This is a genomic window from Streptomyces sp. NPDC002054 (assembly GCF_040296685.1).
Taxonomy (GTDB): domain Bacteria; phylum Actinomycetota; class Actinomycetes; order Streptomycetales; family Streptomycetaceae; genus Streptomyces.
This window is the reverse complement of sequence record NZ_JBEOXT010000017.1, coordinates 101,155-123,329: the sequence shown is the minus strand read 5'-3', so window position 1 is coordinate 123,329 and position 22,175 is coordinate 101,155. Positions and strand designations below refer to the sequence as shown.

The 22,175-nt window shown below is 70.1% G+C and carries 18 protein-coding genes and 3 pseudogenes; 4 read left to right on the top strand and 17 right to left on the bottom strand.

Features of this window, described 5'->3' with window-relative positions; all coding sequences use genetic code 11:
* Window positions 1-15 precede the first annotated feature (15 nt).
* The 3 genes and pseudogenes from ABT123_RS18135 to ABT123_RS18125 all read left to right on the top strand — a co-directional run.
* Window positions 16-585: a TerD family protein gene (locus tag ABT123_RS18135; protein WP_351315130.1), complete on the top strand. Its 570-nt coding sequence runs from the start codon at window positions 16-18 to the stop codon at window positions 583-585.
* A gap of 172 nt (window positions 586-757) precedes the next feature.
* Window positions 758-898 (top strand): annotated as a pseudogene (locus tag ABT123_RS18130) (amino acid permease); the annotation flags it as partial.
* Window positions 899-901: 3 nt separating this feature from the next.
* Window positions 902-1,249, top strand: a pseudogene (locus ABT123_RS18125) (MBL fold metallo-hydrolase); the annotation flags it as partial.
* 28 nt (window positions 1,250-1,277) lie between these two features.
* Here the strand turns inward: ABT123_RS18125 and ABT123_RS18120 are convergent.
* The 17 genes and pseudogenes from ABT123_RS18120 to ABT123_RS18040 form a co-directional block, all read right to left on the bottom strand.
* Window positions 1,278-2,793 (bottom strand): annotated as a pseudogene (locus ABT123_RS18120) (AfsR/SARP family transcriptional regulator); the annotation flags it as partial.
* A 109-nt stretch (window positions 2,794-2,902) separates the two neighbouring features.
* Window positions 2,903-3,739, bottom strand: coding sequence for an SAM-dependent methyltransferase (locus tag ABT123_RS18115; RefSeq protein WP_351315127.1), 837 nt, complete (start codon window positions 3,737-3,739; stop codon window positions 2,903-2,905).
* Between the two features lie 17 nt (window positions 3,740-3,756).
* Window positions 3,757-4,539, bottom strand: a complete 783-nt coding sequence (locus tag ABT123_RS18110) for an alpha/beta fold hydrolase (RefSeq protein WP_351315124.1) — start codon at window positions 4,537-4,539, stop codon at window positions 3,757-3,759.
* A gap of 26 nt (window positions 4,540-4,565) precedes the next feature.
* On the bottom strand, window positions 4,566-7,016 hold the full coding sequence (locus tag ABT123_RS18105) for a type I polyketide synthase (protein ID WP_351315120.1): 2,451 nt from the start codon (window positions 7,014-7,016) through the stop codon (window positions 4,566-4,568).
* A gap of 71 nt (window positions 7,017-7,087) precedes the next feature.
* Window positions 7,088-10,870, bottom strand: a complete 3,783-nt coding sequence (locus ABT123_RS18100; RefSeq protein ID WP_351315117.1) for a non-ribosomal peptide synthetase — start codon at window positions 10,868-10,870, stop codon at window positions 7,088-7,090.
* A gap of 9 nt (window positions 10,871-10,879) precedes the next feature.
* Window positions 10,880-11,677, bottom strand: a complete 798-nt coding sequence (locus ABT123_RS18095; protein WP_351315114.1) for a PIG-L deacetylase family protein — start codon at window positions 11,675-11,677, stop codon at window positions 10,880-10,882.
* A gap of 34 nt (window positions 11,678-11,711) precedes the next feature.
* Window positions 11,712-12,506, bottom strand: a complete 795-nt coding sequence (locus ABT123_RS18090) for an SDR family NAD(P)-dependent oxidoreductase (protein WP_351315111.1) — start codon at window positions 12,504-12,506, stop codon at window positions 11,712-11,714.
* Complete coding sequence (locus ABT123_RS18085) at window positions 12,488-13,042, bottom strand: cysteine hydrolase family protein (RefSeq protein ID WP_351315108.1); 555 nt, start codon at window positions 13,040-13,042, stop codon at window positions 12,488-12,490. Before ABT123_RS18085 ends, ABT123_RS18090 begins: the two co-directional genes overlap by 19 nt.
* Window positions 13,043-13,100: 58 nt before the next feature.
* A complete protein-coding gene (locus tag ABT123_RS18080) occupies window positions 13,101-13,751 on the bottom strand; it encodes a methyltransferase family protein (protein WP_351315105.1) in 651 nt (216 codons plus the stop codon).
* Between the two features lie 13 nt (window positions 13,752-13,764).
* Window positions 13,765-14,784 (bottom strand): aminotransferase class I/II-fold pyridoxal phosphate-dependent enzyme, encoded by a 1,020-nt coding sequence (locus ABT123_RS18075; RefSeq protein WP_351315102.1) that lies wholly within the window; start codon window positions 14,782-14,784, stop codon window positions 13,765-13,767.
* Window positions 14,781-16,145, bottom strand: coding sequence for a nucleotidyltransferase family protein (locus tag ABT123_RS18070; RefSeq protein WP_351315099.1), 1,365 nt, complete (start codon window positions 16,143-16,145; stop codon window positions 14,781-14,783). The genes ABT123_RS18075 and ABT123_RS18070 overlap by 4 nt, the downstream gene beginning before the upstream one ends.
* The gene (locus tag ABT123_RS18065) at window positions 16,142-17,029 is read right to left on the bottom strand and encodes a nucleoside-diphosphate kinase (protein WP_351315096.1); all 888 of its coding nucleotides are present in this window, start codon (window positions 17,027-17,029) and stop codon (window positions 16,142-16,144) included. Before ABT123_RS18065 ends, ABT123_RS18070 begins: the two co-directional genes overlap by 4 nt.
* Before the next feature lie 145 nt (window positions 17,030-17,174).
* Complete coding sequence (locus ABT123_RS18060; protein WP_351315093.1) at window positions 17,175-18,098, bottom strand: NAD-dependent epimerase/dehydratase family protein; 924 nt, start codon at window positions 18,096-18,098, stop codon at window positions 17,175-17,177.
* Window positions 18,095-18,931: an AfsA-related hotdog domain-containing protein gene (locus tag ABT123_RS18055; protein ID WP_351315090.1), complete on the bottom strand. Its 837-nt coding sequence runs from the start codon at window positions 18,929-18,931 to the stop codon at window positions 18,095-18,097. Before ABT123_RS18055 ends, ABT123_RS18060 begins: the two co-directional genes overlap by 4 nt.
* A complete protein-coding gene (locus tag ABT123_RS18050) occupies window positions 18,928-20,172 on the bottom strand; it encodes a flavin-containing monooxygenase (RefSeq protein WP_351315306.1) in 1,245 nt (414 codons plus the stop codon). The genes ABT123_RS18055 and ABT123_RS18050 overlap by 4 nt, the downstream gene beginning before the upstream one ends.
* On the bottom strand, window positions 20,079-20,588 hold the full coding sequence (locus ABT123_RS18045; protein ID WP_351315087.1) for a nuclear transport factor 2 family protein: 510 nt from the start codon (window positions 20,586-20,588) through the stop codon (window positions 20,079-20,081). Before ABT123_RS18045 ends, ABT123_RS18050 begins: the two co-directional genes overlap by 94 nt.
* Entirely contained in the window at window positions 20,585-21,451 is an 867-nt protein-coding gene (locus ABT123_RS18040) for an SAM-dependent methyltransferase (protein WP_351315084.1), read from the bottom strand. The genes ABT123_RS18045 and ABT123_RS18040 overlap by 4 nt, the downstream gene beginning before the upstream one ends.
* A 528-nt stretch (window positions 21,452-21,979) precedes the next feature.
* Here ABT123_RS18040 and ABT123_RS18035 point away from each other — a divergent pair.
* On the top strand, window positions 21,980-22,123 hold the full coding sequence (locus tag ABT123_RS18035) for a hypothetical protein (RefSeq protein ID WP_351315082.1): 144 nt from the start codon (window positions 21,980-21,982) through the stop codon (window positions 22,121-22,123).
* Window positions 22,124-22,175: the final 52 nt, after the last annotated feature.

Here is a 22,175-nt window from a genome sequence, read left to right as displayed (position 1 = left end):
CGAGAGGGATGCGACATGGGTGTGAGCCTGTCCAAGGGCGGCAATGTCTCGCTGAGCAAGGAGGCGCCGGGCCTGACCGCTGTACTGGTCGGCCTGGGCTGGGACGTCCGCACGACCACCGGAACCGACTACGACCTCGACGCCAGCGCCCTGCTGGTCGGAGAGTCCGGCAAGGTGCCCTCCAGTGGGCACTTCGTCTTCTACAACAACCTCAAGAGCCCCGACGGCTCCGTCGAGCACACCGGTGACAACCTCACCGGTGAGGGCGAGGGCGACGACGAGGTCGTCAAGGTCGACCTGGCCGCCGTCCCCGCGGACATCCAGAAGATCGTGTTCCCCGTCTCCATCCACGACGCGGACGCCCGCGGCCACAGCTTTGGCCAGGTCCGCAACGCCTTCATCCGCGTCGTCAACCAGGCCGGCGGCGCCGAACTCGCCCGCTACGACCTCTCCGAGGACGCCGCCACCGAGACCGCGATGATCTTCGGCGAGCTCTACCGCAGCGGCGCCGAGTGGAAATTCCGCGCAGTCGGCCAGGGCTACGCCTCCGGCCTGTCCGGGATCGTCGCCGACTTCGGCGTCTGATCGGTCGGGTGAGACCGGGCGGGCCGGAAGTCCGCTCCGGCCCGCCGCGGGCCTTGCCATCCGTGTCGGTGCCTGCCTGGCCCCGCCGTGAGCGGGACCGGACCTCGTCTCGTCACCTTGTTCCTATGCGGTGCGCCGGTACGTCTGCCGGAGTGTGGCTGGGGAGCGAGTGATGGGTGCGGCGCCGGAGTCTGCGGGCACGTACGAGTTGAAGCGGCACCTGGGTGTGTTCGACGCTGTGGACATCGGCCTGGGGTCGATGATCGAGGCGGGGATCTTCGCCGCCCTGGCTCCGGCGGCCGGTGACGGGTTGTAGCCGGACATCCATATGACCCCGGAGGAGGGCATGCGCGCCCACCTCGACCTCCAGGGCGGGACCCCGCACGGAGTGATGCTGCCGATCCACTGGGGCACCTTCAACCTCTCCCCCCACGCCTGGGCGGAGCCGGGGGAGTGGACGGTCGACGCCGCCGAGGAGGCCGGCCAGCCGGTCGCCCTTCCGCGTCCCGGTGAGCCGTTCGAGCCTGCCGGCCCCCTTCCGACTGTTCCGTGGTGGCGTCCGATCTCGCGCCCCATCGCCCACCCGTGGCGTCGCCCGAAGGCGGTGGAACCGGTGCCGATCGAGCCGCGGGCCGGCGATCTGGACCTTGCGGGCGAGCGGTGACGCCGAATGCGGAGCTGAGGCAGACCGCTCACTGATGGGGCCGGCTGACTCCCGAGGAGCGCGAGCGGGTCGTCCTCGACGGGCCCGCTCGCGCTGAGCCGCAGAAGCGGCAGCTTTCCAGCAGGTCCTCCGCCTGGGCGAGGTCACGGTCGAGGAGACTCGCCGATTCGGACAGGGACATGAACGGGCTGGTGGATGAACTCAGCAGCCGGAAGGCGCACGCCTGTTCAGCGTCCAGACAGGCGTAACCGCGTTCGAGGACTGTCTTCACTGCCAGGTCGCCTGCCTGTAGTTCGGCCAGTCGGCGTGTCTCGTCGGCCAGCCGTGACGCCATAACCCCGATCGTCCAGGTGCGGCGGGCGACGAGCCGGCAGGCGGCGATGCGGATGGCCAGCGGCAGGAAGCTGCACGCGGCAACCACGTACCGGGCGTCTTCGAGTTCGGCGCATACCCGCCCCTCGCCGACGATCCGTGTGACGAATCCGAGCGCTTCGTCCGGGGACATGACGTCGAGAGTTCCACTGCGTGGTCCAGCAGCAGCACACGCTGGCCTTCCAGCACAGAGCGGAACAACGCCGAGCGGGCGGCGAGGCTGTCGGGGATCTCACGCTCAGCCACTCCCAGGGTCCGCAGCACTGAGCCGAGCGCGGCAGCCGGCTCCCCTGCTCGCAGGTCGACATACAGCTGGCCGTCCGGGAAATCCTGACGGACCACGTGTCCGACCTGCACCGCCAGAGTTGTCTTTCCCACCCCGCCCGTGCCGGAGATGGCGGCCACCTTCACACCTGCGCGTTCTGCGGTGAGTGCCTGGACCAGCTCTGCCTGGACGGACGCACGTCCCGTGAAGTCCGGCACTGTCGCCGACAGTTGGAAAGGCTGCCGGAGGAGAGTGCAGTTGCCCTGCCATCAGGATGCGGCGCTGGAGGTCGACGAGCTCGGGGCCCGGGTCTACCCCCAGCTCGTCGGCGAGGAGTCGGCGTGTGTCCGCGTACACCGCGAGGGCCTCGGCCTGCCGACCACTGCGGTACAGCGCCAGCATCAGCAGCTCGCGCAGCGGGTGCGCCGCGGTCAGCGCGGTGAGTTCGGAAACCGCCTGGGCGTGCCGGCCGTCCGCGAGGTCCATGTCCAGGCACGCTTCGAGTGTCTCCAGTCGCCATTTCCCAAGGCGGGCTCTCTGCGTTTCCGCATACGGCCCCGGGACCCCGGCGAGCGGCTCACCCTCCCATAGCCCGAGCGCTGCTCGAAGCATGGTCCGCCCCTGATCCAGGTCGCCCCTCGGCGCGTGCCCTTTCCGCTTGCATGCACAGAGCCGTGGCGTTGGTGGTGTCCAGGGCCCGGACGGACAGACGGATGGCGTAGCCGCCCGACTCGCTGATCAGCACCTGATGGCCCAGCTGCTTGCGAAGTCTGGAGGCTTAGGTACGCAAGGCGGCCAGCGCCTGCGAGGGCGGCTCCTCGCCCCAGATCGCGTCGATCAGTTCGCCTGCTGTGGCGGTCCGTCCCTCGCGGAGCAAGAGGGCTGCCAGCAAAGCCCGTTGCTGAGGGGGGCATGAATGCCCGGCCCCCGTGAAGCCGCAGCTGCCGGACTCGGACCGAGTCCGGTCGGGGCCCTGGAGGCGCTGCGGCCCCTACCGGAATCGTCGGAGGTCGGACTCAGTTCCCTTCGGGTTTACGAGCCACGATAATGCCGTACCCGAAGTACTGACGCGCGAGAGCGACATACTTGGGAATTCCCTTCCTCATCCGTTCGACGAGTTCAGGATCTATGCCTTCTGCTTCCGGCCTGGAGAGCGGAGCCAGGAACTCGTCGTAACTCCGTCGCACCTTGTCCGACAGATCGACCACCTCCAGCACCGAGAATCCCGCACCTTCGATGGCCGTGCACAGTCCCTCGGCGGTTTCCGGAATGTCGATCGGCAGGGCAGGGTCCGAGGCCTCCTTCTCGACAGAGGCCGGAATGTGTTCGATGCGCGTGATGTCCGCCACTACGAAAAGCCCCCCGGGGCGAAGGACCCGGTAGACCTCTCGCAGCGGTTCGATTTTGTCGGGGAAGTGGATTACCGATTCGATGGCCAGCGCGGCGTCGAATACGCTGCCGGCGAACGGAAGGCAAGACGCGTCTGCGAACATGAAATCCGCGTCGAGCTCAGCAGCGGTGGAGATCTTCGCAGCGGACCGTGTCGCGAGCTCCACCTCACGCCGACTCACCGTCACTCCGGTCACTTTACAATCCGCGCCCGTCGCCAGTCGGATCGCCGGGCGTCCGTTGCCGCATCCCACATCGAGAAGTCTCCACCCCGGTCGGAGGTTCAGTTTCTCGCCGACCATATCGGTGAGCCGGTCCTGCGCCATGGTGAAGGAGTCCGAATCTGCCTCCCACATCCCGTGATGGATGCTCTGGCCGAACAGCCGGACTCCTTCGGCCGCAAGTTGATCATAATAGGCACCGACGTCACCTGCGGTGTAGTTCTTGTCACCCTTGTCGCCCATGTGCTTTTCCTTTTCTTTTATTCTTTGGTCAGGAACTTGAGCAGAACGTCAGCCAGCTCGTCGGGTCGCTCGTAGACGACGACGTGGCCCGAGTCGATCTCCGCGTATTCGCTCCCGGGAATCGCGGCGTGGAGCTCACGGCTGTGCTCGACGGGCACCATCTGGTCCTGGGTGAGTCCCACGACGAGAGTCGGACTCTTGACGAGGGGCGCCCGACTGCTGAGATCCGCACACATGTCAAGAGCTATTTGACGATCCGTGTCCGGTGCGAGCGACGATCCGGCGACCATTTCCTCCAGATGCTGCGTACTGAAAGAACCAAGACATCCGGGACTCAGGCCGGTCAGGAAGAGGAATCTGCTGAACAGTTCACGGTCACTTCGCAGCAGTCGCTGCCAAAAATCGAAACTGAAGATCTGGCGAGAGTCGTCGGCGCTGAGCCAGCCCCCGATGAGGACTGTCCGCCGAACCAGGTCAGGGTAATCTGCGGCGGCGACGGCGGCGATCTCCGCTCCCAGGGACAAGCCGACGACATCGACGGGACCGTCGGCCGTCGAGCGAATCACAGCAGCCACCTGCGCGGCCAGGAATTCAAGGGTCAGTGGCTCGTTCTTGTCGACTTCCTGCCCCGTTCCGGAATAATCCACCATCATGATGGTCCGATCGTCCGCGAATTGTCGGGCGAGGTGCCCCCAACAAGCCTCTGCGGTTCCGCCCGTTCCGTGGAGGAAAAGCAGCCCCGGACCGGACCCGGTGATGCTGTAGCGCACAGGGGGCGCTGCCGTCAGAAATTCGGACATGAAAACCTTCCTAGGTGCAGGAGGTGTCACGGGTGGGGATGGGAAGCGCAGCGACCGAACGCTTCCGCGATGTCGCGGATGGTGGTGTGGGTTTCCTGGGCGGGCATCGATAGGTCGCACTCCAGCCGCCCGGCGAGATCGGCCACCAGCTCGATCGTGGCCAGGGAGTCGAGCCCCAGGTCCGCGAGCTCCGCGTCCGGGTCGGGCAGGCTTCCCGGTCGCAGGGCCAGGACCTCGGCCACGGCGTCCTGTACGAACCGTGTGAGGGACGGCGCCGCGGCGTCCTCCGGGCCGGGGGACTTGGCGGCGGACATCGGGAAGGTGGCTTCCTGTGCGGCGGTTCCGGGTTCTGCCCAGTAGCGCCGACGCTCGAACGGGTAGGTCGGCAGCTGCACCCGCCTGTGGTTCCCGTCCGCGAAGACGGCACGCCAATCGACGTGCCGGCCACGGCTCCAGAGGTCTCCCAGTTTCGTCAGGAGTGCGGACCGCAGGCCGGCGGCATCGGTTCCGGTCTCGTACCCCGTCGGACAGACGGCGAGCGACAAGACCGGTATCTCCCGCGCCCGGAGCGGTGTCGGGGTCTCGCCGGTGGTCATGGCGTCGAGCGCACGGCGTGGGCTGAGCACCCCCGCAAGAGCCGCGGCGACCCATTCGCCGGTGCCCGTGCCCACGATGGCTTGGGGCTCTACCCCCCAGGACCGCCACAGGCACGCCAGGGCGTACTGGCCCACGAAGTCGGCGCGACGGTCTTCGGCCGACAACGCGCTCCGTCCGTCGGCGGGACCTGGGTGGGCGGTGTCCAGACAGGCGTCGACTGCCGCCCGGAACACGCCGCTCTCCTCGTAGAGATCCGCCAGCGGTTCGCGCGGGCAGGAAATCCGGTCGTCGAGGACGAACAACAGGCCGGGTTCGTGCTCCGGGGCGTGTATGGCGGGGGCGAGCGGCAGCCCGAGTGAGGCGGTCCAGAGGTCCTTGGCGACGAGGGCGCGCCGGTAGGGGCGGGCCGTGCGTCCCTCGGCGAGTGTCCGAGCCACCTCACCCAGCGGCAGGTCCGGATGCTCGCGCAGATGGTCGGCGATCTCCTGTGTCATGCGGTGGAGTGCCGTGGGGGTGGTTGCCGACAGCACCAGCAACTCGTCGGCCTCGCCCGTGTCCTCGTTCGACCGGACGGGAGGTTCTTCGAGGATCACGTGGGCGTTGGTGCCACCGATGCCGAACGAGCTCACCCCGGCGCGCAGCGGGCGTCCCGTCTCCGTCCAGGCTCGATGACGGGTGTTCACGTAGAACGGGCCGGCATCGAAGTCGATCTTCGGGTTCGCCTCCTGGAAGTGCAGACTGGGGACGAGTTCCCGGTGCCTGAGCATCAGCACCGTCTTGATGAGGCCGGCCATGCCGGCAGCCACGTCCAGGTGGCCGATGTTCGTCTTCACGGATCCCAAGGCGCAGGACCGCGGAGTTCCCGGTCCGAACACCTCGTTGAGTGCGGCCACTTCGGCCGGATCTCCCAGGGACGTGGCGGTTCCGTGCGCCTCCACGTACGAGAGTGAGTCGGCGGTGCACCGTGCGGCGTCCAGAGCGGCTCGGATGACCCGCGCCTGCCCCTCGATCCCGGGGGCGGTGTAACCGATCTTGCCGGAACCGTCGTTGTTGACGGCCGTGCCCTTGATCACGGCATGCACGAAGTCCCCGTCCTCCAGGGCGAGGGCCAGCGGTTTGAGGACGACCGCGGCCACGCCCTCGCCGACGACCGTGCCGCCGGCCGCCCGGTCGAAGGTGCGGCACCGGCCGTCCGGGGAGAAGATCATGCCGTTGTGGTGGGTGTATCCGCGGCCGTGTGGGACGACCAGGTGGACCGCTCCGGCGAGAGCCACGTCGCAGTCACCGGCGAGCAGTCCCAGCACCGCCGTGTGCAACGCGACGAGGGATGTCGAGCAGGCGGTGCTCACACCGATCGCCGGACCGCGCAGGTTCAGCCGGTGTGCGACACGGGTGGCCAGGAAGTCCTTGTCGTTGGCGATGGACAGCCGGTAGCGCCCCGGAACGGTCGCGGTGCGCCAGCGTTCGCCCAGTTGGTGCTGCAAGTACGTGTTCGCGCCGGCTCCGGCGTACACGCCGATGGCGCCGTCGTACGAGGCCGGGTCGCATCCGGCGTCCTCCAGGGCTGCTGCCGAGCACTCCAGGAACAGCCGGTGCTGAGGGTCGAGGATCTCGGCTTCGTCCGCCGGGATGCCGAAGTGCTCGGCGTCGAACCCCGAGATGTCGGCCAGACCCTGCACCGCCCTGACGTAGTGCGGATCGGCGAGGGTCTCAGGGGTGACACCCGCGGCGAGCAGTTCCTCGTCGGTGAGGAAGCGCGTGGCCTCGCGGCCGGCCCGGAGGTCGTCCCAGAAGGCCGTGACCGAGTCGGCACCGGGGAAGCGCCCGGCCATGCCGATGACGGCGATGTCGGTGGGGTTGGTGTGCTCTTCTTCGTGCATGTCGCACTTCCTTGGTGTGGGTCGGGAGGTGTTCCGGTCCGGCCTGTGTTCCTCACGGAGTGCGGAGAGGGTCAGCGCCTCCGGCCGGCCGCCAGCGCCGTTCGCGAGGCATGGAGGCCGCGCACAGGCCGCACTCGTCCCTGGCCGGACCGCTCGCCGCGTACGTGGTCGGCCAGGGACCGGACTGTCGAATGCCGGAGCACGTCCGTGTGCCTCAAGGACGGGGCGAGAGAGTCCCGTAGACGCCGTGTCACCAGCATCAGCTGGAGGGAGGTACCGCCGAGGTCGAAGAAGCCGTCGTCCGGGGGCACCGTGTCCAGGTCCAGGACCTCGCACCAGATCGCGCTGATGACGCGTTCGACGTCGCGGGCGGACGCATGGTGCGCGGTCTCGGCGGGTTCGGCGGGACGGGGCCCCCTGGCGGGGGGAGGTGTCAGGGCCTTGCGGTCCAGCTTTCCGTTCGAGGTCAACGGCAGCGCGGGGACGGGGACGTAGTGGGAGGGCACCATGTAGGCGGGGAGCCGGGCCGAAAGGTGCGCGCGGAGTTCCTTCGCCAGGGCACCGAGGGCCACGGCCCCGGATCCGGCATCGGCCCCGGATCCGGCATCGGCATCGGCATCGGCATCGGCGAGAACGAGGTGTGCCATCAGGTGTCCGTCGTCGTCGGAGGTGTGCGCGGACACGGCGGCGTCGGAGACGGCGGGGTGTTCACGCAGCGCCGTCTCCACTTCGCCGAGCTCCACCCGGAAGCCCCTGACCTTGACCTGACCGTCCGTACGGCCCAGGTGGAAGAGGTTCCCGTCCGCCGTACGGGAGACGAGGTCCCCCGTACGGAAGACCCGGCCGCCCGCCGGATCGATCGGGTCGGGCACGAACCGCGTACGGGTCAGGTCGGGGCGGCCCAGATACCCCTTGGCCACGCCGGCGCCGCCGATCAGCAGTTCCCCCGCCGTGCCGGGCGGCACCAGGCGGTCCCAGCGGTCCACCACGTGGAAGCGGGTCCGTCCGATGGGTCGTCCGATGTGTACGGGCATGCCCGGCCGCACCGGTGCGATGGACGACCAGATGGTGGTCTCGGTCGGTCCGTAGACGTTCCACACCCGCCCCGCTCTGGCGCACAGTTCCCGGGCCAGGTCCTGATGCAGTTGTTCCCCGCCGCACAGCACGGTGAGACCGGGGTGTCCGGTCCAGCCCGCGTGGATCAGGGTTCGCCACGTTGCCGGTGTGGCCTGCATCAGGCTCGGATGCTCGGCTTCCAGACGGGCTTTCAGGAGGAAGCCGTCCCGGGTCTCCGCGGCCGTGGCGATCGTCACCGTGCCGCCCCGGGTCAGGGGGAGGAAGATCTCCAGTGCCGCGATGTCGAAGCACACGGTGGTCACCGACAGCATGTGGTCGCGTTCGGTGCAGCCGGGGACTTCGGCCATGGAGTGCAACAGGTTGGCCAGCGCGCCGTGTCCGACTTCGACCCCCTTGGGGCGTCCTGTGGAGCCGGAGGTGTGCAGGACGTAGGCAGTGGAGTCGGGAGCGGCCCTGTCGGGAACGTCGGTCGCCGTCTGTGCCGCGATCCGGTCGGCTTCGGTGTCGAGCTCCAGGACGGGCACCTCACCGGGGCACCCGTCCCGGAGCAGTCCGGACCGGCTCACCAGCAGCCGCATGCGGGTGTCCGCCACGATGCCGGCGAGACGTGCCGGTGGGTGGTCCGGGTCCAACGGCACGTAGCCGGCGCCTGTCCGGAGTACGGCGAGGAGCACCGCCACGAGGTCCGGCGACCGGTCCAGGCAGACGCCCACGAGCTCCCCGGGGCCGACGCCCCGCGTGGTCAGCACGCCCGCGAGTCGTGATGTCCGTTCCTCGAGCTCGCCGTAGGTCCACGTCACCCCGCCGGTCCGCACCGCGGGCGCGTGGGGCCTGCGGCGGGCCTGAGCGCTGACGAGTGCCGTGACGCAGGTGCCCGGAGGCGGGCCGTCGGCGGTGCCGCGTCCCTGCTCCAGCAGCCGTATCCGCTCCGACGCCGTCACCAGGGGGATCCGGGTGACGTCGGTCGCCGGACTTCGCACACTCCGCAGGAACCGTGCGAGCCGGCGGCTCGTCCCCTCGTCCGGCCGGCCGTCGTCGGACGTGCGGCAGCGGATGCCCGAGGCGTCGGCCGTGATCCTGAACGTCCCGGCCGCGGATTCCAGTACCAGGCCGTGCCCGGCCGCGCCGACGAGGGCGGGCAGGTCCGTCCCGAGGGCCCGCCGCACCAGCCGGTGAAGCCCGCCCGCCGTCGTACCGGCGGGTATGTCCGACAGGTCCAGCGTGACCTCGTGCTCCGTGCCCTCTGGGTCGTCCGCGGCACGCAGCACACAGCCGACGGTGTCCTGATGTCCCTCCTGCCCGAGGAGGAAGGCGACGACGAGGCCGCACAGGACGAGCGGGCCGTCGTCCTCGGCCGCGACGAGTCGGCGTACCGCCGTCGGGACCCGGACGGTGGCGGCACTTCGGACGTGCCCGGCACGACGCGGCAGGTCCCGGACCCGGGCTCCCGGCCTGGCGGCCATCGCGAGCAGGTTCGACACCACCTGGTCGAGGAATGCGTCCGCCGACTCGTCCGACCAGCGTCGCCTGTCGTGCGTGAGGGCCAGGGACAGGTCTCCGTGCCGGCGCACGCACAGGGTCAGTGGAAAGCCGGCCTGTTCCACGAGACGGAAGGACCGCTCGGCCCAGGGCCCGCCGAGGGAGCGCAGTCGCGACCCGGCCGTGTCGTCGTCGTACATCACGACGGTGTCGAACAGTGGCTGGTCGGCGGGCCAATCGACGGCCGCCCGGATGCGGGGCAGCGGGGTGTGCACCCAGGGACGCATCTGCCTCGCGCGGGAGCGCAGGACGCGGACGAGCCCGCGGCCGGTGGTGTGCTCCCCGATCGTGCTGCGCAGCGGGACGGTGTTGATGAGCGGTCCCACCATGTCCCGGCCGTCGGGGTGGAAGGCACGGCAGGTCCGCGTCGAGCCCAGCACGACGTCCCGCTCCGCCGACAGCCGGTGGAGCAGCAGCGCCCAGGCGGCGTGCACCAGGTCGTTGAGCGGCATCCGCATCCGGTCACAGGCGACGGCGAACGTCTTCGGCAGGGAAACGGTCACCGTCCTAAAGACGGGCTCCGCTCCTTCGTCACGGCCGGTGCGGGGGCCCAGGGTGGTGGCCCCGCGCACCGGGGCGAGGGCACGCGACCAGGCCGCTGCCTCGCCCCGGGTGTCCCGCCGTTCGGCCCAGTCGACGTACGCCGTGAACGGCGCGTGGAACACTGCGGCGCCGGCTTCCGCCCCGCCGGCGCAGGCCGCGTAGAGCTCCATCAGCTCGGCGAGGAGCGGGGCGTAGCTCCGCCCGTCCAGCAGTGCGTGGTGCGAGGTCCACAGCAGCGTGGAGGAGCGCTCGACCCGGTGGACCAGGTGGAACCGAGTGGGAGGGCCGGCCGGGAAGTCGAACCCCCGGCGGCGGTCCTCCCTCAGCAGCGCTGCCAGTCTCCGGTCGGCTTCCTTCCGGTCGCACCCTCGCCAATCGTGCTCCTGCAGTGTCGGTCGGAAACCTCCTGCGGGCCCGGTCCGCTGGACGGGGTGTGAGGGGGAACTCATGTCGAAGCTCGTGCGCAGCATCGGATGCCGGTCCGTGAGCGCGGCCAGCGCATCGCGCAGCGTCCCGGCGCACAACACCTCGTCGAAGTCGAGCAGTTTCTGTTGGAGGTACGAGCCTTCCTCCGGAGCGCTGAGACTGGTCACCAGCATGGCGTGCTGAACGGCGGTCACGTCTCGGGGCGACGACTGCGACGACTGCGCCGATGCGGTGGCGCGGGGTGTCGAGGCCGAGTTGTCAGAGGTCATGGTTCTTCCTCAGATGGGGGGCAGCCGGCGGCGAATGACGCGGAAGCGCTCGGCCAGGCGCGTGGGGGCGAGGCCTCCGGCCTCGGCTTGGGCGACCAGCTCCGCGTGGACGAGCTCGTCGCCGAAGCTGTCGGACTGCGAGGCGTGCTGCCCCAGGGCGGCGATCTTGACGGGGGCGAACTCGGTGACGTCGACGGTGCGGTCGGGGTCGGGGTGCGCCATCAGCCACACCTCGTCGACCTGCCAGGGCGGTAGGCCTTCCTCGACGAGCAGTTCCGGATGCTCGTACGGGTTCTCCGCGTCCGGGTACACGGCGCACAGAGCGGCTTCGCCCGCGGCGAGGTGGTCCGGGTGGTAGGGGGCGAGGGCGTCCCAGCCGCGCGACGGGGAGTGGAGCACCACGCGCCCCGGTCGGACCTGGCGGATGACCCGCGTCAGGTCACGGCGCAGGGCGGTGCTCACCGTCAGGCGGCCGTCCCGGTAGGGCCGACCGGCCTCGGACGTGGTGCCGTCGCCGGTGGCGCCGAGGTCGTCGAGGTAGAGGTCGTTGAGGAAGCGTACGTCCCGTACGCCGAGGGTCCGCGCTGCGGCGATCTGCTCGGATCGGCGCCGTGCGGGCAGCTCGTGGCGGGGCTCCCCCGGCGCGACGCTCCCCGCATCGCCGTCCGTTATCACGCAGAGGACGACATCGCTGCCGCCCGCTGCCCACTTGGCGATCGTGCCGCCGGCGTAGAAGTCGACGTCGTCCGGATGCGCCGCCACCGCGAGCACCGTGTCCCGTGTCGGGTGGCGAACAGTGTGAGACATGGGTTGTCCGTTCGTGTGGGTACGGGTGTGGGCCTCAGTACGGGGCCACTCCGCCGTCGACGTCGAGCATCGAGCCGGTGATGTCCGCGCCCGCGTCCGAGGCGAGCAGCACCGCCATCGCGGCGACACCAGCGGCGGTGACCGGGCGTTTCAAGGCGTTGGCCGATGTCCACTGGGAGATCCACTGCTCTGGAGTGATCCCGGTCCGGTCGGCGTAGGCGCGGGCCACCTCTTCCAGGTTGTCCGTCCGGATCAGGGCGGGGCAGATCGCGTTGACGGTGATGCCGTCGGTGCCGACCTCCGCCGCCAGTGACTTGGTGAACCCGTGAACGGCGTGTTTCGCGGTGCAGTACGCGGTGAGCAGCGGGGTGGGCACCTTTCCCGCGGCCGAGGAGATCGTGATGATCCGGCCTGTGCCTCGGGGTGCCATGTGGCGCACGGCCGCGCGGGAGGCCCGGAAGACCGCGTCCAGGTTCCACCGCAGGGTGTACTCCCAGTCTTCGTCCGACGTGTCGGCGACGGGGCCCACGCTGCGGGCGCCGCCCGCGTTGTTCACCAGGATGTCCAGTCGGCCGTATTCGGCCACCGTGCGCTCGACGAGTTCCCCGGCGGCGTCGCCGCGTGTCACATCGGCTTCCGAGAACCGGACGTGGTCGCGCGTGCCGAACGTCGCCAGGGCTCGTCGTCCCCGTTCCGCGTCCCGACCGTTGATGACGACGCGGGCGCCGTCGCGGACGAAGTCCTGTGCGATGGCCAGGCCGATCCCGGCGGTTCCTCCCGTGATCAGGGCGGTCTTCCCCCGCAGTGCCGTCACAGCGACTCCTGCCACGCGCGCACGGTCATGACGTCCGCGTGCATCGGGAAGACCCGTTCGAGGAGGACGGTGTGGACGGTCGTGTCGAGGTCGACGCAACCGTCGGAGAGCACCACCTGCCGGTATTGCAGGTCGCCCGCCGCGCGTACGGTGGACAGGACCGCTCCGCTGGTCGAGATGCCGGCCAGGACGAGGGTGTCGATGTCCTGGGACCGCAGCAGGAGGTCGAGGTCGGAGCCGGTGAACGCGCTGATCATGCGCTTGGTCACGACGAGTTCGCCCGGCAGCGGCGCGACGGCGGGGTGGGCCAGGCTGTCGGGGTTGTCCATGACGAGGTGGTCGGTACCGCGGAACGGGGCGAACGCCTTGTCCCCCGTCCGGATCTCGGGGTGTCCGGGGCGGAACACGACGTGCACGTGGATCACGGGCACGTCGGCCGCGCGGGCCGCCGCGAGCGCGGACTCGGCCCTGGACAGGTAGATCTCGGGGGCGGGGAGTTGATTGACGATGTGCCGCTGCACGTCCATGAGCAGCAGTGCCTGCTTGGCCATCGGGCATTCCTTCGGAAGAGGTTCGGAGCGGGTGCCCGGGGTGGGCACCGGGATCGGGTCACCAGACGAGGGGAAGCAGCCTCCGTCGGCCGCGGGCGTACTCCGCGTATCCGGTGATCTTCATCAGCAGGCGCTCCTCGGTACGGATCCGCCAGACGAAGGCGGGTGCGAGGAGCGCCAGGAAAGTGACCACACTGAGGACGTTGAGCTGGTAGAGGGTCATGCCCAGGTGCATCAGCAACGCCCCGGTGTAGGCCGGGTGACGTACGAACCGGTACGGGCCGTGCGTCACCGCCTGGTGGTCCTCCAGGGTGCGGACGCGGCGTGAGTAGAAACGCCCCAGTGTGCGGATGGCCCGGTGCCGCAACACGACACCGGAGATCACGAGTACGCCCGGCAGGACCACCCAGAGTTCCCAGTGGGTCCAGGAGACGGGCCACAGCAGCGCGCAGGCCACGTGGACGAGTCGGGCGCAGGCGATGGCCTGCCCGGTGCCGCGGTCGTCGCTGCGCGCTTCGGCGCCACGGCTGTTGAGGGCGACACGCGATTCGAAGACGAGGAGCATCGCGAGGTACGCCAGTGCGAGGCCGACGGTGCCGAAGCGGCCCTCTGCGTCCTCGAACGCCAGGTTCCAGACGATGGCGGCGACCGTGACGACCACGGAGCCCAGGAAGGGGATCTGGGTGGGGATGCGTTGCAGAAACTTCATCGGTGTTCCTTGTTCAGTCGGCGGAGGGCGGGTGGGACCCGTCCGGTCCGGGAGGAGCCGGGGCGAACAGGGGCGAGCCCGCGACGTATCGGCCGAACCGCTCCGCCGCGTTCGGCGGGACGTCCGTGAACGTCGCCCTCAACGCCGGGCGGGACGGCCCGTAGCAACTGCCGGCGGTGAGGACGAAGCCGTCGCGCGCGAGGGCCTCCCGCGCGGTCTTCTCGTCGGTTCCGGGTGCCAGTGGCAGGAGCACATGGGGACCGGTGTCGGGGATGAGCGGGGCATAGGGCTCTCCCACCGCCGCGCCGAAGACCTGGACGGCGGCCCGTGCCCGGCCGGTCACCCACGCTGCCAGGTCCTCCAGGCCTCCCTCGGCCGCGAACAGCGCCCAGGCGCGTTGCCACGGCTGGGGCGGCGTCGTGGCGATCATCTCCGGACGGGCCCGTGCGAAGTAGTCCCGGCTGTGGACCCACCCGATCCTGGCCCCCAGCCCGGCGATCTTGTGCAGCCCGCCCACCAGGTCCGCTCCTTCCGGGCGTGTGGCCGTGGGGGCGTACCAGTGGTAGGCGGAGTTGACGACGACGCGGTGGCCCTGCGCGATGCGGTCGGTGAGCAGGCGGAGTTCGGCGTGGGTCAGGGTGCGCCCGTCCGGGTTGCGTGCCGGGTGGGTCAGCCACAGGGCGGAGCCCGCCGGCAGTTCACCCTGGAGGAGGTGCTCCCAGCTGCGGTGCAGCAGGCGGCTGCGGCCCTCCCGCAGAGCGAAGGTGGCGCCGTCGAAGCCGGGCCGCTCCATGACGATCAACCGCTCCGTGCGTGCGTATGTCAGGGCAGCCGCGCGTACCCCGGCGGTGATGGTGAGGTGCGCCGGGTCCAGGCCGAGGACGCGTCCGAGCTGATCGCGGAGCGACTCGTCCCCCTGCCAGGCCCGCTCGGTCCAGGAGTCGGCAGCCCGCGTCGCGCGGCGCAGGCAGTCGTCCCACAGGGCCCGTGCCCGCGGTGACCAGGTGGGGCTGCGCCCGGTGAGGTCGGTCAAGCTCCACGCCCGGCGAGTCGGCGGGCGAGGGCGACGCTCGCGGGTGTGACGTCCCCGTCCAGGGTCGGCAGGAAGACCTCCGGCCGGGCGGCTTCGGCTTCGGCTCCGGCCGACATGTCGAGGCGTACCACCGCCGCGTCCCCGAGACGCTCCAGTACGAGGCCGGGGGCGATGGTCTCCCTTGTGATCTCGCCGTCGGGCACCGGCTCGTCGGGCGCGGCGTCCGGCCAGGCGGAATCGGGGAGCAGGCGCCAGCACCGGTCCCGGCCGCCCGCCATCGGGGCCGGCGCGGCGGGCGGGCGGTGTGCCAGGCGGGGCCGCAGGTCGGCTTCGAAGTAGTGGGCGGCGCGGCGGGCGACCTCCTCCGGGTCCACCGTGCCCCGGGCCGTTTCGTCGGTGCGCGCGTGCGCCCCGAAGTGTGCCCCGCGCACGCCGCTCGGCAGGCCGGTCGGGCGCAGCGGGCGTCGGCCGCTCGTCAGCCGCGGCGCACCGGCGGGAAGGCCGTAGACCACGTCCGTCGCCGCCAGAAGGTGTTCCAGGGCGTGGAGCGCCCCCGCGATCCGTACGGTCTCGAGGACCGAGGTCCAGTCGACGGTGGTGTCGTCGAGCAGCAGGTGGATGTCGTTGACGTCTTTCATGGACAGCCGGGTGTCACCGAGCGCGTGCGCGGCGATGAGCGCGAGCGCGGTCTCCGTCGCGGGCACCCGTACCCGTGTGCCCAGGACGGTGCGGTCCTGCCAGCCGACGAGTGGCATGCGGCCCGCGTACCCCACCGAGTACGCGCCGAAGTGGATGTCCACGCGGGAGACCGGTCGTGTCCCGTCCCGCAGCAGCAACCCGAGCTGCCCGTAGACCAGTCCCGCCTCGTCCTTCTTGATCCACGGGAACTCTTTGAAGTCCCAGCACCAGCCTCGGCGGCGCAAGGCGGACGCGAGGTCGAGCGCGCCGGTGAGATCCGGGGCGTGCACGTCGACGTCCCCGACGTGACGCGACTCGGGCCACGGGTAGAGGGGTTGCTGTGCCATGCCCTTCATCAGTCGCAGTCCGCCGGCCGCGACGAGCCGTACGACGTCCCGGACGGGCTCCGCGGCGGTCGCGTGCCGCCGCCGCTCGTGGTCGTCCGTGTCGGTGATCAGTTCACGCAGGCGCAGGACACCCGGGCCACCGGAGGTGCCGTGGAGGCGGTGGCGTGCCAGACGTACGACCTTGGAGTGCACCAGATGGGTGTGCAGACGGTCCGGGTCCAGGTGCCCGCGGTCCACCTCGGTGAGTACGTCGCTCGGGTGCGGATCCCCGTGCGGCCGGTCCCCCAGCCGGCCCAGGACGGTGACGGCATGCCAGTAGATTTCGTTGTCTGTCATCGGATGGTCTCTCTCGGAGCTGGCGGGGCGGTGGTGGCCGTGCGGGGACTGAAGAACATCGAGGTGCCCAGCACCGCCGAGGACCAGTCGTCCAACGGCGCACCGATCCCGCTCATCACCCGCTGTACCCAGGCGATGTCCAGGGGCGGGGCCTCGGGGTCGAACCGGGCCGACAGCAGCGCGGCGTACCGGCCGCCGCGCAGGTGCCGGGGCAGGAAGGCGCCGAGACGGCCGCCGGTCTCCGGGTCGGCGAGCCGGCCGTCGGCGGCCAGGCGGACGGCTTCCGCCTGCCCCTCGGAACCCAACGGCTCCCACAGCTCGGTGATGAGCCGGGCGCGCAGCTGGCTCAGCACCTCGGGATACCCCCGCTCCTCGCGTTCCCGTGTGCTCTCCAGCAGGCAGAGGTACCCGTCCAGTCGGTCCGGTGACCGCCATGACGGCTCCCTGCCGGCCCGGTCCGCGAGGAGCATCGACGACTCGCGTGCGGCCAGTTCCGGATCGTCCGACGCGTGCAGGAGGCTCAGCACGGTGTTGACGGCGCCGAAGTCGTGCCGGATGCATCCCGGGGTGGCGTCGGCCGGATGGGAGGGGCCCTTGATCGTCTTGAGGCGCTGGTACCAGTCCTCGATCGGACCGGGGTCCGGCTCTGATGGGGCGAGCCGCAGGGCGATGGAGGTCCCGAGCCGGTAGCGCGTGTCGAGGGCGCGATACCGGTACGCGTGCGTCGATGAGACGAGCTGCTGTTCGTACAGGCCGTCGAGGTGGACGGGGGTGATCTCGGCGGGGCACCAGCCCACGACGCGCAGGCCGCTCGCGCGGAGCCGTTCCAGGATGGGGCGGGCCAGGTGCCTGCGGACGGCGTCGGGGGCGATCACGCTGAACATCGCCGACTGCCAGGGCCGTACGCGCTCGGGTCCCGGCCTTGGGGTGCGCGTCGTCGAGAGGCCGCCGAGGGTGGGAGGAGGAGTGGATGCCGACAAGGGTGGTCCTTCGTTCGGGGGCGGAGGTGCGTCGCACGGTCGACGGGCGTCAGGTGACGAACCGGCGGTACCAGGGGAGATGCCGGATCAGGTCCCGGTCGGCGGTCGGCCCGGGGTCCAGGCCGAGCGCCGTCCAGAGCTCGTCGCTGTGGAACCAGTGGTCCAGCGCCGTCAGGGACAGCTGGCGCGATGCCCGGGGGGTCAGGACTCCGACGCTGTTCTCCGCCTCGTCCAGTGACATGCCCGGACTCAGCAGCGGCAGCCCGAGACCGGAGGCGAGCATCGTGATCAGGTCGCCCGCGCGTACCGGCTCGCGGTGACCGGCGTGGTGCACGGCGGGACCGGCCAGCCGCCGAGGGTCTCGCACATACGCGGCGACGACACGCGAGAGATCGTCCGCCGAGATCATCGACAGGCGTGCCGTCCCGTCGTTCAGCACGTGGGGTATGTCCCGCAACTGGCGGATGAGGCCGGGGATGAACCATCGGTCCCCCGTGCCGTACATGAACATGGGGCGCAGGACGACACCCCCCGCCGCCAGCACGGCCCGCTCCCCGGCGAGGCGGGTGGCGCTCGCGTGCGAGACGGGCGCCGGCGTCCCCTCGTCCGGTGTGCGCAGGTGGTGCGGGCCGCGACCGTAGACGGCGGCGGTGCTCATCGACAACATGTGCCCGACTCCGGCGGCCCGGGCCTGTCGGGACAGCATGGTGGTGCCCCGGGCGTTCACCGCCTCGCACAGGGTCGGGTCCGCACCCACGTAGGACGCGCAGTGCATGACGACGTCCATGCCGTCGCAGACACCGTCCAGGGTCTCGGGGCGGGACAGGTCCGCGAAAACGTGGGCGTCGGCGCCCTCGGGCGGCCGGGTGGACGGACGGACCAGAGCCGTCACGCGCAGCCCGGGATCCCGCGCCAGGCGGCGCAGTACGTGGCCTCCGACGAATCCGGAGCCACCGGTCAGCAGGATCTTCATGAGCGATCGGGGCCCCTCAGCACGCGGTAGAGGTCGGGCGGCAGCACCAGGCTGCGGAAGCGGAGCGATCCGACTCGTGCTCCGGCGCTCACCAGGTCGACGTCGCTGAACATCCGCCGGCCGAGGAGACGCGGGCCCCTGGAGTGCAGATCGATCTCCTCGCTCCGGTCGAGGGGGCGCGAGACGGTGGCGTCGACCCCTTGAAGGACGAGGGTGTCCTCGAACCCCACACCGGCGATGACGTGACTCATCATGGTCACGAACTCCCTTCCGGCCTCGACCAGTTCTTGCAGGGCATGGGTCCGGCGGTGCTGTTCGACGCCGAGGGCCGATGTCGGCAGGGTGAGGTACCTGCAACGGTGGACGCCGTCTCGCTCGTACAGCGGGCCGACCGCGATGTTCTCCATGTGCCGGCGGTGGACCAGGGCTGCCGGAGCGCGCGGGAGCGTGCCGGGAGGCGCCGCCGGCGATCGGATCGCCGGTGGGGCGTCGATGCACGGGGTGCACGGGATGCGCGTCGCGCGCCCCGCGCAGATGACGCGGCGGCCCTGCGTCACCCGGACGGTGAGGTGCCGTCCCTCACCGCCCTCCGCCTCCGACCGCAGGTGCACGTCCTCGTCGAGCAGGCCGAACCGGGGAAAGTCGAGGTTCAGGGAGTGGACGTAGGGTGCCTCCTGCCCGAGGGCGGTGGCCGCTGGGAGCTGCTCGGCGGCCTTGACCACCGCGTCCACGAGGAACAGCCCCGGTATGTGGTCGAGTTCGTGGTCGAAGAGGAAGGGGTGGCCCGGGTCCACCCTCAACCGGAGCGTCTCGGTCGTGCGTGCGGTGCTCATCGCCGGTGTCGCCGCCTCGCGATGAGTCGCGCGATGCGCGTCGCGTCACGGCCGACCCCGTAGAGGATCGACGAGCTCGCCGTCGTCTGGAAGCGCAGCCCCAGGTGGTAGAGCCCGGGTTCGGCGCTCACTCCCTGCCGGTGGCGGGGCCGGTCGAGGGCATCGAGTACGGGCAGTTGGAGCCAGCTGTAATCACTGTCGTAGCCCGTGGCCCAGACGACGCTCCTGGGGGTGAGTCGTTCGCCGCCTTCGACGACCACGCTCGTGCCCCCACTGACCCCCACGGCCCGGCCGGTGAAGCGTATGCCCTCGTGCTCGGTCAGGTGCGCGAGGGAGGGACCTATCGACGAGTCACTGGTGGCCAGGGCCAGCTTGGCTCCGATGGGAGTGCGGGTGTCCATCTCCCAGAAGCCCAGACGGTCCAGCCACCGCAGCACGTCGTCGGTCTCGTCGAGGTCGTGGCCCTTCGGCACCGACGTGGCCTGCTCCGCCATCCGGTGCAGCAGAGCCCGGACCTCCGTGCCGGTGGCTCGGCGCGGCAGCCGTGCGTTGCCGCCCTGGCATACGGTGACCTGATGCGCCGGGGACAGTTGCCGTGCCACGTCGATGCCGGAGTTGCCGGACCCGACGACGACGACGGGGCCGTCGGGAATGTCGTCCGGGCTCCTGTACGCGTGCACGTGCGTCTGGTGGACGTCCGTTCCGAGATCGGAGGCGAAGACCGGGGTCCGGGGCTTTTGGTAGGCCCCGGTGGCGACGACGACGTTGCGCGCGATCCACTCGCGTCGTTCCCCACCCGGATCCGTCAGCGCCCCCACGAGGAATCCGCCGTCGTGCCGACGTACGTCCACCACCTTCCTCCGCCATTGGACCGGCGGGCGTACGTACGCGGCGTATTCCTCGAGGTAGCGCACCGTGTCGTCGCGGTCCGAGAACGCGTCCGGTTCGCCCGGATAGGAAAGCCCCGGCAGTGAGTTCATCCAGTTGGGGGTGATCATCCCCAGGCCGTCGTACCGATTGCGCCACGCGTAGCCGATTCCGTCGGCACCGTCGACGATGAAATGACGGACACCGGCGTTCCGCAGTTCATGGCTCATGGCCAGACCCGCCTGACCGCACCCGATGACCAGAGTTTCGATCTCTTCTATCAATTTCGCTTCTCTTTGTTCCTGGGAGGGGCATGGGAGTCGTCCACGGTGCCGGCGCCCGTTGCGCCGTCGGCAAGACCCGCCGCCTTCCACCACTGGTCGTACCGACGCGTCCCGTCTCCGAATATCGCGAACGTTCCCTCGTGGATCCGCCCGTCCGACCATTTCAGGACGTGGACGCCGTCGAAGCTGAGGAGATCGGCCGCCGCTCGGCTTTCCGGACGCGATCCTTCACGGCGTGCGCGGGTAGAGAACAGGTCGATCGACAACTGTCTGTCCTGGTCGATCAGGATCGTCGACATGTCCGTCTCCAGGGACCCGCCGGAGACGTCTCGAACGGTGCGCATGAAACGGATGGTGTCGTCTATTCCGTGACGCCATCCGGAATGGACGGACCGTCCGGGCGTGAGGAAGCGGACGTCCTCCGCCCAGAACGTTGTGATGTGGTCCTTGTCCAAGGTGGCGAGGGCCTCGTAGGCCGCACGCACACGCTGCTCGGTGAGTTTCATCCCGCAGAGGGGCGTCGCACGCCGGCGACGAGCAGGTATCCGAGCTCCCAGACCGGCAGGAGGTCGCTCCGGTCGTAGTGCGCCGCGCGTTCACCGAACCTGTCACGGAACTCCTGACCCTGCGCGATTTCTCCCATGCGCAAGATCGTCGGCCGCATGGTCGCCTCGGTGATGTCGAGTTGCTCTGCGAAGACGAACCCCGCGTTCTGGAAGAGCCGGGGATAGAAGTCGGATTTCGCCAGCCTGCTCAGGTTGAATTCACGACAGTAGCGCTCGACGGCAGGCTGCTTCTCCGGTGGTATGGGGGACCGCTCGAAGAAGTCACTGAGAACGATCCGACCGCCGGGGCGCAGGACCCTGGCGGCATGGGTGAGCGCCGCGTGTCGGGCTTCGATGTGAATGAACGACTCCAGGGCGAGGACCGCGTCGAAACTCGACTCCGCGAAGGGAAGCGGCCGTGTCGCATCACAGAGCCGGAAGGAGACCCGGTCGCTCAGCCCTTCGTTCTCCGCCAGAGCCGTGGCCTGCCGCACCTGATCGGAACTCACCGTGATCCCGACCACCTCGGCGCCGGTCGCCTTGGCGATGTGGACCGCAGGGCCTCCCGCGCCGGAGCCGATGTCCAGGATCCGCTGCCCCGGCCGCACGTGGAGCCGACGCGCGAATTCGTCCGTCAGGCGCCGGCTCGCCCGGGCCAGTTGCTCATATGGAGTCCCGCCGCCCCCGTCCCGGTCGCCTTCTTCCTGATCCGGGCTCCAGAATCCGAAGTGCAGGTCGTCACCGAACAGTTCACTGTGCAGCTCGACCGTTTCGTCATAGGCCGCACCGACGCGGTCGGACTGGGGCGCAGCGATGAGATTCATGTTCCAACCCCTGATCGGAAATTCCCGGGTGACGGGTGTCAGTCGTGTTCGCCGACGTTCCGCATTGTTTCCCGGCCGTCGGATCCGAGGAGGGGCCCAACGCCCCCTTTCCGTCAGGACGGTTTGCATCCGAATTCCGAGAAGTGTCAACCTTCGGCAACTCGCCGCGTGGCCGACGCGACCGTTCGACCCTTCGACCCGAACTTGCCCCGGTCGACAGGATTCGGACCCGTCAGGCTGTCGCCCTGCGGGGAGTGGTCTTCGCCTACCCGGCGACGGGGAGGAAGGGTGCTGCGGCCACCGCGACGGACGACACCGCGCCACCCGTCCTCTGCGGCCTCGACAACGTGGCCCTGGGGCCCCGGCTGGCCGGCGCCTCCCGGACGGAACAGTCGCGGGAGGCCCGTGAGTGGCTGCGCCGCTTCAACGTCCACCAGGGCGTTCGGGACGTGGACCCGTCCTGGTGCGGCACGTGCGGATGCTCGGCGCGAACGACCGGCAGTTGCTGCGCCAGGGGCTTCGCGTGGGGTGGGCTACCTCATCTCCCAGGCGGAGGGAGTGCTCGAAACGACCGGGGTGTTCGCGGGCATGGCCGCCCTGGGCTGCCTGGTCCTGGCGGTGGACGTGTGCGTGCGGCGCCTGCAGCGTCACGTGCTGCGGTGGAAGCCCTGAGGGGTCGTCCTGTGGGGGTCCGGTCCCGGACCGGGCGGCGGGACGGTCGTCC

What these genes read in the sequence shown, in the direction of transcription:
- ABT123_RS18105 (WP_351315120.1), bottom strand. Translation starts at nt 7,016, where the DNA reads ATGCACGAAGAAGAGCACACCAACCCCACCGACATCGCCGTCATCGGC.
- ABT123_RS18080 (WP_351315105.1), bottom strand. Translation starts at nt 13,751, where the DNA reads ATGAAGTTTCTGCAACGCATCCCCACCCAGATCCCCTTCCTGGGCTCC.
- ABT123_RS18095 (WP_351315114.1), bottom strand. Translation starts at nt 11,677, where the DNA reads ATGTCTCACACTGTTCGCCACCCGACACGGGACACGGTGCTCGCGGTG.
- ABT123_RS18115 (WP_351315127.1), bottom strand. Translation starts at nt 3,739, where the DNA reads ATGGGCGACAAGGGTGACAAGAACTACACCGCAGGTGACGTCGGTGCC.
- ABT123_RS18100 (WP_351315117.1), bottom strand. Translation starts at nt 10,870, where the DNA reads ATGACCTCTGACAACTCGGCCTCGACACCCCGCGCCACCGCATCGGCG.
- ABT123_RS18060 (WP_351315093.1), bottom strand. Translation starts at nt 18,098, where the DNA reads ATGAAGATCCTGCTGACCGGTGGCTCCGGATTCGTCGGAGGCCACGTA.
- ABT123_RS18055 (WP_351315090.1), bottom strand. Translation starts at nt 18,931, where the DNA reads ATGAGCACCGCACGCACGACCGAGACGCTCCGGTTGAGGGTGGACCCG.
- ABT123_RS18065 (WP_351315096.1), bottom strand. Translation starts at nt 17,029, where the DNA reads ATGTTCAGCGTGATCGCCCCCGACGCCGTCCGCAGGCACCTGGCCCGC.
- ABT123_RS18135 (WP_351315130.1), top strand. Translation starts at nt 16, where the DNA reads ATGGGTGTGAGCCTGTCCAAGGGCGGCAATGTCTCGCTGAGCAAGGAG.
- ABT123_RS18040 (WP_351315084.1), bottom strand. Translation starts at nt 21,451, where the DNA reads ATGAATCTCATCGCTGCGCCCCAGTCCGACCGCGTCGGTGCGGCCTAT.
- ABT123_RS18110 (WP_351315124.1), bottom strand. Translation starts at nt 4,539, where the DNA reads ATGTCCGAATTTCTGACGGCAGCGCCCCCTGTGCGCTACAGCATCACC.
- ABT123_RS18045 (WP_351315087.1), bottom strand. Translation starts at nt 20,588, where the DNA reads ATGAAACTCACCGAGCAGCGTGTGCGTGCGGCCTACGAGGCCCTCGCC.
- ABT123_RS18070 (WP_351315099.1), bottom strand. Translation starts at nt 16,145, where the DNA reads ATGACAGACAACGAAATCTACTGGCATGCCGTCACCGTCCTGGGCCGG.
- ABT123_RS18085 (WP_351315108.1), bottom strand. Translation starts at nt 13,042, where the DNA reads ATGGCCAAGCAGGCACTGCTGCTCATGGACGTGCAGCGGCACATCGTC.